The sequence below is a fragment of the Peribacillus sp. Hz7 genome, assembly GCF_042136355.1.
GTDB lineage: Bacteria > Bacillota > Bacilli > Bacillales > DSM-1321 > Peribacillus > Peribacillus asahii_A.
In genome coordinates, this window is the sequence record NZ_JBHHJV010000013.1 from 20,535 (window position 1) to 32,640 (window position 12,106).

13 protein-coding genes and 1 pseudogene are annotated in these 12,106 nt (G+C 35.3%); 5 read left to right on the plus strand and 9 right to left on the minus strand.

All coding sequences use genetic code 11. The annotated features are described in order from the left end of the window. Window positions 1-51: 51 nt before the first annotated feature. The 4 genes from ACE199_RS16200 to ACE199_RS16215 form a co-directional block, all read right to left on the minus strand. A complete protein-coding gene (locus ACE199_RS16200; RefSeq protein ID WP_375350716.1) occupies window positions 52-843 on the minus strand; it encodes an enoyl-CoA hydratase in 792 nt (263 codons plus the stop codon). An 84-nt stretch (window positions 844-927) separates the two neighbouring features. Further along, on the minus strand, window positions 928-2,481 hold the full coding sequence (locus ACE199_RS16205) for an acyl-CoA synthetase (protein WP_375350717.1): 1,554 nt from the start codon (window positions 2,479-2,481) through the stop codon (window positions 928-930). A 292-nt stretch (window positions 2,482-2,773) separates the two neighbouring features. Further along, window positions 2,774-4,141 (minus strand): sigma-54 interaction domain-containing protein, encoded by a 1,368-nt coding sequence (locus ACE199_RS16210; protein WP_375350718.1) that lies wholly within the window; start codon window positions 4,139-4,141, stop codon window positions 2,774-2,776. 393 nt (window positions 4,142-4,534) lie between these two features. Next, entirely contained in the window at window positions 4,535-4,861 is a 327-nt protein-coding gene (locus tag ACE199_RS16215) for a YnfA family protein (protein ID WP_375350720.1), read from the minus strand. A 202-nt stretch (window positions 4,862-5,063) separates the two neighbouring features. On the opposite strand from ACE199_RS16215, the gene ACE199_RS16220 reads away from it, so the two are divergent. Together ACE199_RS16220 and ACE199_RS16225 are read left to right on the plus strand one after the other, a co-directional pair. Continuing rightward, a complete protein-coding gene (locus tag ACE199_RS16220; RefSeq protein ID WP_375350721.1) occupies window positions 5,064-6,125 on the plus strand; it encodes a tartrate dehydrogenase in 1,062 nt (353 codons plus the stop codon). A gap of 188 nt (window positions 6,126-6,313) precedes the next feature. Further along, window positions 6,314-6,571 (plus strand): hypothetical protein, encoded by a 258-nt coding sequence (locus tag ACE199_RS16225; protein ID WP_119118279.1) that lies wholly within the window; start codon window positions 6,314-6,316, stop codon window positions 6,569-6,571. 104 nt (window positions 6,572-6,675) lie between these two features. Here ACE199_RS16225 and ACE199_RS16230 read toward each other — a convergent pair whose 3' ends face one another. Then, a complete protein-coding gene (locus ACE199_RS16230) occupies window positions 6,676-6,852 on the minus strand; it encodes a hypothetical protein (RefSeq protein WP_164853185.1) in 177 nt (58 codons plus the stop codon). A gap of 220 nt (window positions 6,853-7,072) precedes the next feature. On the opposite strand from ACE199_RS16230, the pseudogene ACE199_RS16235 reads away from it, so the two are divergent. Beyond that, window positions 7,073-7,348: pseudogene (locus ACE199_RS16235) on the plus strand (IS1595 family transposase); the annotation flags it as partial. 39 nt (window positions 7,349-7,387) lie between these two features. Then, window positions 7,388-7,957, plus strand: a complete 570-nt coding sequence (locus tag ACE199_RS16240; RefSeq protein ID WP_375350722.1) for a dihydrofolate reductase family protein — start codon at window positions 7,388-7,390, stop codon at window positions 7,955-7,957. A 279-nt stretch (window positions 7,958-8,236) separates the two neighbouring features. Here the strand turns inward: ACE199_RS16240 and ACE199_RS16245 are convergent, their stop codons facing one another. Beyond that, complete coding sequence (locus ACE199_RS16245) at window positions 8,237-8,578, minus strand: winged helix-turn-helix transcriptional regulator (protein WP_375350723.1); 342 nt, start codon at window positions 8,576-8,578, stop codon at window positions 8,237-8,239. A gap of 174 nt (window positions 8,579-8,752) precedes the next feature. On the opposite strand from ACE199_RS16245, the gene ACE199_RS16250 reads away from it, so the two are divergent. After that, window positions 8,753-9,346, plus strand: coding sequence for a nitroreductase family protein (locus ACE199_RS16250; RefSeq protein ID WP_375350809.1), 594 nt, complete (start codon window positions 8,753-8,755; stop codon window positions 9,344-9,346). Window positions 9,347-9,396: 50 nt separating this feature from the next. Here the strand turns inward: ACE199_RS16250 and ACE199_RS16255 are convergent, their stop codons facing one another. The 3 genes from ACE199_RS16255 to fadH form a co-directional block, all read right to left on the minus strand. Further along, entirely contained in the window at window positions 9,397-10,158 is a 762-nt protein-coding gene (locus ACE199_RS16255; protein WP_375350724.1) for an SDR family NAD(P)-dependent oxidoreductase, read from the minus strand. Window positions 10,159-10,266: 108 nt separating this feature from the next. Beyond that, window positions 10,267-11,136 (minus strand): HD domain-containing protein, encoded by an 870-nt coding sequence (locus tag ACE199_RS16260; protein WP_375350725.1) that lies wholly within the window; start codon window positions 11,134-11,136, stop codon window positions 10,267-10,269. A gap of 165 nt (window positions 11,137-11,301) precedes the next feature. Continuing rightward, entirely contained in the window at window positions 11,302-12,072 is a 771-nt protein-coding gene (fadH, locus tag ACE199_RS16265; RefSeq protein WP_375350727.1) for a 2,4-dienoyl-CoA reductase, read from the minus strand. Between the last annotated feature and the right edge of the window lie 34 nt (window positions 12,073-12,106).

The following is a 12,106-nucleotide window of genomic DNA, read 5'->3' on the forward strand; positions in this document are numbered from 1 at the left end:
TAATATTTTCATACATTCCCTTATGTACTCACTTAAGATTGTTTTCTACGATTACTTATCTATAAATTTTGGTTTCCGCTTCTGGATAAAGGCTTCAACCCCTTCTTTTACATCCTTTGTTTGCAAAACATGACCAAAATACTCAGCTTCCGTAACTAAGCCTTCATGAAGTTGTTGTTCATAGCCAATATCAAGAGAGCGCTTGGCAAAGGAAAGAGCCGGCAATGAAAAATTGCTTATACATTCCGCTAGTTCCAACGCTTTTTCTAAAGATTTTCCTTTAGGAACAACATGATTAACTAGTCCAATTTGTTTTGCCTCTTCTGCAGAGAGCGGCTGACCAGTAAAAATCATTTCTTTTGCTTTCGCTTTTCCAACTAATCGTGAAAGCCTTTGGGTACCCCCAGCTCCTGGAAATAACCCCAATTTAATTTCAGGAAGGCCAATTTGAATTTGTTCCTCCGCTATTCGAATATCACACGATAAAGCTAATTCACATCCTCCGCCTAGCGCCAAGCCGTTGATTGCAGCAATCGTTGGTTGAGATAAACGTTCAATCTTGTTAAGAGGTTCCTGAAGCCAAAGTGATTTTTGCTTTCCTTCTTCCACCCCTTTTCCCATCCATTGTGGAAAGCTCTTTATATCTCCACCAGCAACAAAAGCCTTTTCCCCTTGACCAGTAATAATCACAACTTTAATTTCCGAATCGTTTTCAATTTCATCTAATATAAGTGTCAATTGTTCAATAACGTCAGCACTAAATACATTTACAGGTGGATTATCAATCACAATTTTTGCTATCTGACTCTGCTTCGACCATGATACAACTTGAATTTTATTCATTGGATTCCACACCAACTTTCTTTTAAATGTAAACATCAATCTACTATATAAGTATTTCTCTTTTTATCTATTGAAATATGGGATTTAATTTATACCACTATACTGATTTCGTAAAACATACTTTTGAACCTTCCCTGAAGGGGTGCGGGGTATTTCATTCACAAATTTGACTTCTCTAGGTTTCTTATAACTTGCTAGGTGTTTTTTACAAAATTCAACTACATCCTCTTCCGTTAGGGTAGCTCCTTCTTTCTTAACAATTACCGCACATACAGCTTCAATATATTTGGGATCAGGAACACCGATTATCGAAACTTCCTTCACATCCGGATGGCGGTATAAAACATCTTCAATTTCCGCTGCATAAATATTTTCACCGCCGCTTCGAATCATATCTTTTTTTCTCCCTACTATTGATAGATACCCATCTTCATCGAATACTCCTAAATCTCCTGTTTTACACCAACCTTCAACAAATGTTTCCATTGTTGCATCAGGTCTCCTCCAATACCCCTCTGAAACCCCCGGGCTTTTAATTGCAATTTCACCAATTTCACCAACAGCAAGAGGCCTTCCATTATCATCAATGATATTAATTTCCGTAAGAGGCATTGGCTTTCCAACGGTATGACCCTTCGTAAAATTATCTTCCGGATCGAGCGCAGCCGCAATTGGTTGACCTTCAGTTAAACCGTACACTTGAACAACTCCAAGATGTGGAAACTTCATTTTCAATTGTTCGAGCGCCCATGGCATGAGCGGGTCACCACCGGTATAAATTGTTTTTAAAGCTTTCAAATTATAATGATCTAGATTAGGCATATTTAACATTTCATAAATCATAAATGGGAATAAAAAACAATCGGTTACATTTTCATTCTCTATTACGGATAGAATCCTTCCAATCTCGAAACCTTGGCTTTTCGTAATAATAACCGTCCCACCCATCATTAGAATCGGAAGGGCGATATCTTCCATAGCTCCAACATGATAGAGTGGACCAGTAGTCATCCCAACTTCCTGACCAGTAAACTTCCATTTCAATGCTTGTATTGCAGAAAACCAATATGTTGTATCATGAGTCCAAATCGCCCCTTTAGGTCTTCCGGTTGTCCCAGACGTATACATCAGCATAACTGGATCATGTAATTTAATATGTCTCACGTTTACTTCTTCTATCGAACCGCTCTCTAACATACTCCATGGTTCAGACCAATGCGGGATAGCATCTTGGCTATTCTCAAGACAAATAAAACGCTCAACAGAAACTTGATTCACAATCCCTTCCAGCTGCTTAGATAAATTCGAATGAAAACATACTATTTTCGTCTGCGAATCGTTTAATGCATATTCAAGCTCAGCACTTGAAAGCCTAAAATTAAGTCGGACAGCAATTGCTCCAATTTTTGCAACGGCAAAATAAAGACCGAAATATTCAAGGCAGTTATGAAGCAAGATGCCAACACGGTCTCCTTTTTCAACCCCAAGTTCACAAAGCTTATTTGCATAGGAGTTTGATATACGGTGAAGATCCGAATATGTCCATGATTTTCCCATCTCTTCTTGTATGGCTACTTTTCTATGATTTAACGTATTTAAATCATTGGCCATTTTTCTTGTGAAAAATCCAATATCCAAATAAAATTCCTCCCTTTCGTTATATTAACTATATGTAATGCAATATTTATGCCAAATTTTGTAATTTAATGGTATCAACATTTTCAGGATTAAATTGTTAAATAATTAAATATTTTTTCCAGAAGTTTGGAAAGTCTTTACTGCAAAACTTTCTATAATTGATGAAAGTAACATATTGATAGTGTCTAATTTATTGCATCTCTTCCTAATCTATTGAGGAAAAACCAACATTCATTTGAAAATAAAAATAAATCCGGGATTTCGGAGTGCATTCCGAAATCCCGGATTTATTTTATTTGATCAGAATCTGATATTTCTTTATTTTATCGTATATAGTAGAATTCCCAATTCCAAGAGCTGCTGCTGCTCGGTTTTTATCGAAATTAAACTTCTTTAGTGCTTTTTCAATTACCTTCTTTTCTGTTTCTTCTACAATATCTTTTAAGCTTCTTTCCTCTGCTTCCAACTTGTAATTTTTCAAATAATGGGGTAAATCATCTATTCTTATTTCTCCATTACTTGATAGATGAACCCCTGCATTAATTACATTCTCTAATTCTCTTATATTTCCTGGCCAATCATATTGCTCAATTAACGATAGAACTTCCGGGTGTATAGAAGTAATTCTTTTTCCTATCTTAGCTGCGGCCTTTTTTAGAAAATGCTCTACAAGTAAAGGGATATCTTCCGTTCTATCACGTAAAGCAGGAATGAATAATTGAACTGCATTAATTCGGTAAAATAAATCTTCACGAAAAAGCTTTTGTTCAATCAATTTTTCTAAAGGACGGTTTGTAGCTGCAATCACCCGAACATTTATTTTTTTAGGATACAGCGAACCTACAGGCTCATATTCGTTCTCCTGAAGAACTCTTAATAACTTAACTTGCATATGCAAAGGCATATCACCAATTTCATCCAAGAAAATTGTTCCACCATCTGCAAGTTCGAACTTTCCTATTTTTCCTCCCTTTTTTGCCCCAGTAAAAGCACCTGCCTCATAGCCAAAAAGTTCCGATTCAATCAATTGTTCCGGAATAGCTCCACAATTCACCTTTACAAATGGTTTATCCATTCTTCCGCTAAATTGATGAATGCTATGCGCAATAATTTCTTTACCTGTACCACTTTCTCCTCGAATTAAAACAGATATATTCCCCATGGCGACTCTTTTTACAAAATCCTTTAACTCTTGGATTTCTTGTGACTTTCCAATTAAATCATGTGAAGAATACTTAATCCCGCCTGGTATTTCCCATTCCTTTTGATAAAATTTATAATTGATTAAAAGTTCGTTAATATGGCTGTTCATATTCTTCCAATCAGCAAGATCTCTAAAAGTAATAATCCCTATCGCACCAAGTATTTCATTATTTTTTATAATAGGGATTCGATTAGCAATAACAAAATCGTTATGAAGAAAATGTAAGTCGGCCATTTCGGCTTTACCTGTTTGTACTACTAAATGCATTCTTGTATTTTCAATCACATTTGTGACGTGCTCACCAATCACTAGTTCCCGTTCAATTTTTAAAAATTCACAGTAATTATTGCTTATATATTGGATTTTCCCATTAATATCAACAATGACAGTGCCATAATATGTACTTTCAAATACTATATCTAGTATCTTATTATTAAAAAAATGCTCTGTAATCATCGTAATCTCCTTTTTGTAATTTGTGTTTTATGATAAAATTGGTAATAAAAGTAATACCATTAACTATAGCACAATTACAATATTATGGAAATCAAGATTTTCCAATACAGAACTAAGGTTTTTTTCACATATGAACAAATGTAACCTCAAAATCTATACGCAACGAACACTAACTATTTTGTAGAAATAGATTGGCAAGTACCCATTGGTATCAGCTTAATGATAATGCAGCTGAACTGCACGACAATCCTGACAAGAAATGTATGTATGAAACAAGACTGTTTTTCTCTCAAGTGTTGCTTACCCCAGTCTCGCCTCTGTCTCTTCTTATGGAAGATGGTAAGTGGGAGATTTGTGAGAAAAGGACCCCGGCGGCTTTAGCCATGGGAGTTGTTAGTGACGTGGTGCTAATAATATGACTGAAACTCCAACTAAGCATATACCTGCCCCTATCCAATCGTATAGATCAGGTGTTTTTTTATCAATGCCCCATCCCCACAATACAGAAAGCACGATAAATACTCCTCCATAGGCAGCGTACACTCGACCGAATGATGGGAATGATTGAAATGTAGCAATCACACCGTATAAAGCTAATGCTATTCCACCAAAGATTCCCCAATAAACAGATTTTCCTTCTCTTAACCATAACCAAATAAGGTATCCCCCGCCTATTTCCGCTAAACCTGCTAGTATAAATAATACAATAGCATAAAGCACTTCATTCACTTCCTTCAAAAATTTTAATGATATACAAGTAATATCATAACGTATTCTTCTATTTTCTAAACTCTTAAAAGTAAAAAATTTTTGCTCATTCTTATTGTCTAATACTACAAAATATTGGAATGTTTTGTATAATAGATTAGATGCTTATAAATTATTTTGAAAAAGCATAGTATGAATCCAAGGGGGATACAACATGAAAAAGTGGGAGATTTCCGTTATTCCTGGAGATGGAATTGGAACAGAAGTAATGCCAGAAGCCATTAAAGTTTTAGATGTGCTGGCCGATATTCATGGGGGGCTTAACTTTACATATAAAGAATATCCATGGAGTTGTGAATATTATCTAGAACACGGTGTGATGATGCCAAAAGATGGATTAAAGCAACTAGAACAAAGTGATGCCGTTTTTTTAGGAGCGGTTGGAAATCCAAAACTTGTTGCAGATCACGTATCTCTTTGGGGACTGCTTGTTAATATCCGAAGAGAATTCGAACAAGTCATCAATGTTCGTCCTGCAAAACAAATGAAAGGAATTCTGTCTCCGCTCGCCAACCCGCGAGAATTTGATTTCATTGTAGTAAGGGAAAACAGTGAAGGAGAATATAGTGAAATTGGAGGAAGAATTCATTCTGGCGAAGATGAAATGGCGATTCAAAATGCTGTTTTTACTAGAAAAGGAATTACGCGTGCCATGGATTATGCGTTTGAATTAGCCAAAACAAGGAAAGGGCATGTTACAAGTGCAACAAAGTCAAATGGAATTGTTCATTCTATGCCTTTTTGGGATGAAGTCTTTCAAGATGTTTCAAGAAAGTATGACAATATCGAAACACAATCTATACATATTGATGCTCTTAGCGCTTTCTTTGTTTCAAAACCTCATACCTTTGATGTGATTGTAGCGAGCAATTTGTTTGGAGATATTCTAACGGATATCGGTGCATCCATTATGGGAAGCATCGGAATTGCACCTGCTGCTAATATTAATTTAAATGGAAAATTCCCATCCATGTTTGAACCTGTTCATGGTTCTGCGCCAGATATTGTTGGCAAAGGAATTGCTAATCCAATTGGACAAATTTGGACAGGGAAAATGATGCTCGATCATTTTGGAGAGCAAGAGCTAGGTACTCTATTATTAGACACAATAGAGGAAGTACTACAAGATGGCATAAAAACTCCGGATATCGGTGGTACTGCGTCTACAATGGAAGTAACTGAACATATTATTAATAAACTAAAAGCACGCTCATAAGATGGCGATATAACAGTTGAAGAAAAGGACTCTCGGAAGGTCCTTTTTTTCTTGACCGAATATAAACATAAACTTCTATATCATTACTTACATTTCATTAAGTATTTTCAGAATATTTATTTAATGATATGGTAATATATAGTAAGGACGGAATGCTGATTATATCTCAAAAAAAGAGGGGGAACAGCATGGGGAAAATGAACGTTCTTTTATATGAAGTCCATGAGTATTTCGAGAATGACTCAAACTTTATTAAGGCACAAATCGAAGAGTCTATAGGTACAGTCGTTTTAACTGGTGAAATTAGAGGAAAAGGTACAGGGGTTAAAATTTACGTTAAAGATCTTAACAAGGAAAAGTATCATCACACTTTAATCCCTTCTCTGCGCAACAAAGGGTATGATGTAGAATTTCTTTATACGGAACATGAATTATTCTTGTTTTAATTCGTTGCAACGACTAACTAAAAGAAAAATAAAGAACAAACAGGGTTGCCTCATCTTATAAGGCAACCCTGTTTGTTCTGATAACCCATTAAAGCGCTAATTCCTTATTTTCTCTGCTTACCTTTTTTATATTTAGAATAATACGCATAGCTCATCCAAGCATATAATACTGTCGCTATACTAAAAATGATTTTCATACCTGTTAAAGGATATATAATAGCCGATAGTAAGGCTAATATTGTGGCAAGTACATAAAGCCCTAGAACGATTGTATCTTTCATTCGAATCTCTCCTTCTTCTGTTGATACCACGTTGTTTTTCTCTAATAATTGTGGTTTATATGTATAAACGGCTTAAAATAAGCTCCATTATATATGTTTTATTTAAATTATCATTGCTGCTATCACTTCATTTTACATATAAAGTCTAACTTAAACAATGATAGATATGCATTTATCTAATCCTACTCTTTTATTATTTGGCTCTGTTATAATCAGTCAATTCGAAAAATATAATGGTCGGCAACGATATCGCTGTAAATGCTGTAGCAAACCTTTCACTGACACAACCAATACTTGCTTGTACCGTACCCGAAAAAGTAACGAATGAATTACATTTGTTGATTGTATATTCAAAGAATATTCCCTGCGAAAATCGGCTAAAATCGTAGAGGTTACTTAGTGAAATGCTTTAAAACAAATGGGTTTTGAGCATTTTGATGGTATCGTTGAAATTGACGAGACTTATTTCCTGTATTCTCAAAAAGGAAAACGGGGCAGAAGAAACAAAACCTGAATGATAAAAGGATGAAGAGTTATGACAAACAACGTAAAACAGAGAAAAATAATTTTAGATTTAGCAGTTACTTTAGATGGTTTTATTGAAGGGAAAAATGGAGAAGTTGATTGGTGCATTATGGACCCTGATATGGGGTTTACTGATTTCTTGAATCAAATTGATACTATTTTGTATGGTAGAAAGAGCTACGATTTATGGGGACAATATATTCCAAAAAATAAAGACTTTGATACTGAAAAAGAAATTTGGAGATTGGTTCATAATAAAGAGAAATATGTATTTTCCAGAACACAAAAAGAAACTAATAATCAAACAATATTTGTAAATGATAATATTCTTGAAGAAGTAAATAAATTGAAGAAAAAGTCTGGTAAAGACATCTGGCTGTATGGCGGAGCAAGCCTCATTACAACTTTTATAAATTTAGGGCTTGTTGATGAATTTAGATTATCTATTCACCCCGTTGTTTTGGGAGAAGGAAAACCGCTGTTTATTGATATAAAACAGAGGATAAATTTAAAAATGGTTAATACAAGAACGTTCTCTTCTGGCGTTGTGCAAATAATCTATCATTTGAATGATAACTAATAATATCGTTTACTCCAAAGATATATTGTAATAAATATTATAAGCTAATACTCGACAGTAGTTGTCGCTTATTCAACTATTGGCAGATATGAGGAATAGGGAACCCATAAATAATGGGTTCCCTTAATATTATGGAATTTTTAACAAAACCTATTATTTTTTTAAAAAGCCCTGTAGAGATTTCAAGCCTTCACAGAACCAGAATGGGTTTGTTCATAAATCTACACTAACTAAAGTCAAGGGCACATACAATCGAATTGAAGAGCGATACAAATTGATTTACTTATTTTGTTCCCATTCATACACTTCTATCCAATGATGTATGGCGACAATTACTTCTTTTAATGCTACACCACTAGGAGTTAGTGTATACTCCACTTTTTTTGTAGAGGAATCAAGATAATGCTTGTTTACGATATTAGCGTTAACTAATTCATTCAGTCGTTTGGTTAAAAGCCGATCTGAAATCCCTGGAACCGCTGAAAGAATTTCATGATATCGCTTTGGTCCGGACATTAAAGTATAAATGATGATCCCCATCCACTTTCTTCCGATAAATTCTATCGTACTATGGTAGTTACTACAAACATCCACTTTAGTTTCACAGTTAGACTTCTTCAATGCGCTCCCCCATTTAATCTTCATTTATCTATTTTTATCTTATCATATATGTATATTTATTGACGCAGAAAACTTACTAATGGTAAGCTATAGTCTGTAAACTTACTAATAGTAAGTTTTAATAAAGGAGGAATATCAGTGACTACAACAATTGATTCAAATATATATTCAATCATGAAAGCTAGAAAGTCTGTCCGCGTATATGATCCAACATTCAGTATTCCAAAAGAAGAAATTGAAGAAATGATTCAGATGGCAGCATCCGCTCCATCTTCTAGTAATCTTCAACCTTGGCGCTTTCTTGTGATTCAAGATCAAGAAGTAAAAAAAGAATTAAGAACCATTGCGAATAATCAAGAACAAGTAGAAACAAGCTCTGCTGTTATCGCTGTATTAGGTGACCACGAAATGTATCAAAAAGTAGAGCAAATTTATAACCAAAACTTTGCTGAAGGTCATATGAACGAAGCAATCACAAAGCAAATGATTGATAGTACTCGACGTGTATATCCACAAATCTCAACAGAAGCTAGAAAAAATATCGCTTCTTTTGATGCAGGACTCATTTCTATGCAATTCATGTTAATTGCTAAAGAAAAAGGCTATGATACCGTTACAATGGGTGGATTCGATAAGGTGAAATTCGCTGAAAGATTTGAGTTGCCAGAAGGAACTTTTCCTATTGTTTTAATAGCACTTGGAAAAGCTGCTGCCCCAGCATACGGCTCTTCTCGTCTTCCGGTAAACGATATCGTACGTTTTATTTGATAGGATGAATAAAAAATCAGAGCATGCATCAAACTATGCTCTGATTTTCTTTAAAAATTCATCCTAGATTGTCCACCATCTACATTTATACTAGCTCCGACAATCCAAGAAGCTTTATCAGAAGCTAGAAAAGTAACAACATTGGCTATTTCTTCAGGAGTGCCAAAACGACCTGCAGGAATTTCATGCTGAATAAATTCTTTCATTTGCTGAGGATTCTCTTCAATTCGCTTTTTCCAATTTCCTGTTTCGTGAAGAATACTTCCTGGAGCAATGCTATTTACACGAATTCCATAAGGGATTACCTCATCAGCGAACGATTTAGTAAAGCTAATCAAAGCCGATTTGGCATTATTATAAGTCACTTTTCCGCCGCTCTCTCTTCCAAATATAGATGTAATGTTAATAATGGATCCGCTGCGAGAGGTTTTCATATGCTCAGTCGCTAATTTACTTAAATGAACGGCGGAAAAATAATTTAGCTCTAGCGCCTTATAAAATAGATCCATCTCTGTATCTAGGGCTCTGCCCCCATTACTGCCACCTGCATTATTAATTAGGACATCTATTGTTCCGTTTTGTTTAATAAAAGATTGCATGAGTTTTTCTCGTTCATCTGCTCTTAAAATATCCGCTTGGAAAATGGATACGTTGCCGCCAAACTCTTCTTTTGTCTTTTGTAAAGATTCTAGGCCGCGGGCAGCAATCGATACATTCGCTCCTTCTAAAACAAAGGCCTGAGCAATGGCTTTTCCTATCCCTTTCGACCCGCCCGTAATCAATATGTTTTTCCCTTGTAATTGTAAATCCATTTCAAAAATCTCCCATTCATTTTCAGTTAACTTTACATATGTATTTTGTTCGATATTTCATTTCAGAATTAAACTTCTCTTTTGGTATATCCATTATAAAAGAACTTTCTATAATTTCTTTAAATTTCTAAATATATGTCTAGCGATTTCTAGTTCGTTCATTTGATATTGTTCCATTAAAGATACACCCAAACAACCGATAAGTATAGGACCATCTGAATTTGTTTGAAACTCCAGTCCGCACTGCTGTAAATAATCAATTAGATTGAATACGCACTCGTCTTGATGTACATATAGAGTATTGAGTCGACGATAAACAATTGCTTTAATCTTCCCGTGCGGCTCATTGTCCCATTCTTCTAGTTGTGAGTCAGCGACACCGTATGGAAATTCAAAATAACTATCTATTTCTTTAAATGAAAGATTTTTATCCTGACCAAACACCTTTTGTACAGTTTGATCAAATGCTAAAAGCAAATTCTTTTCTACTTCCGTTCTGTACAACTGAGTGGCAATCGATTGATAATACCAATCCTGTTCTTCTTTTCCACTATTAAACCGATTCCATACTTCTTCCCCTATCCTACTACCTTCTTCTTTGATAGACGAAAGATTATTCAACTTATCCGCACAGACGATTGCCGCTCCATTTTTGGATAAAGAGTGAATTGTCTCCACTGTATGTAATTTTCGTACTTTCCATGGTAAGGTTTTATCTTTTTCTGATGCTTCTTCTACTAAATTGGCTATCCTAAAGCCGAATTCATCGACGAGTTGCTCATACGTAGCTTGGGTATCTTCAAGCACATCGTGTAAAATACCAGCTGTTATTGTCTCCTCGTTATAGCCATATTTTTGTAAAAGGAAGCCGACAGATAGGGGATGAACGACGTAAGGAATTGTTGTTTGCTTGCGCATTTGTCCATGGTGAGCGGAAAGAGCGAAATTGATTCCTTTTTCTATTAGCGATGTACTCATTATTTTCATTCCTTTATTATTCTTTTTGAGCAGCTTTTTTCTTAAACTAATCATTCATGAACTCACTACAAAAAAAAACACCTTCTAGAATGAAGTTTACCCACTACATCCAAGAAAGGTATCGTTATGATTAAAAATAACACAATATTTCTGAATATATCTAGACTAATTCTTACTAATTTGATTATTTAACCATCTTCCTCCATCCATAGTAATACATTCGCCATTAATATATTCAGCTTCTGGTGATAATAAGAAGTTTGCTAGATTAGCAATTTCTTCAGCTTTCCCAAATCGTTTTAGAGGTACAGAATTAATAGCCTCTTGATATACATTCCTCGTTTCGATTAATCTCGTTACCCCTTCTGTATTTTCAATCGGTCCCGGAGCAATGCAATTTACCCTAATTCCATATTTACTGCCCCATTCTACAGCAAGTGTACGCGTCATCGATAGCACTCCTGCTTTTGCACTAGCTGAATGTATAGTGCCAGGTCCAGCCCCCCATGCATAGGTCGCTACAATATTTAGAATACTACCGGTTTGTTTATTAGCAATCCACTCTTTTCCAACCGCTTGAGAACAATACCATGTCCCATTTAATACGATATCAATAACAGATTTCCAGCCATTTATCGAAAGCTCTTCGGCAGGACAAACGAAATTTCCAGCAGCGTTATTCACAAGTGCATCTATCTTTCCAAATTGATTTTTTGTTGCAAGAATCATTGCCTGCACATGTTCAGGATCACGAACATCCATTTGAAAATCCAGTACTTGACCGTTCAGTGATTTCATTTCCGCCTTTGCCTGTTTTAACCGCTCAGGATTCCGGCCAGTAATGACTACATTTGCGCCTTCTCCAGCAAATTTCATCGCCATGGCTTTACCAATACCGCTACCGCCTCCAGTTATAATGACCGTTTTTCCGTTCACAATATCTCCTCCCAAAAAATGATTTAGTAATAAA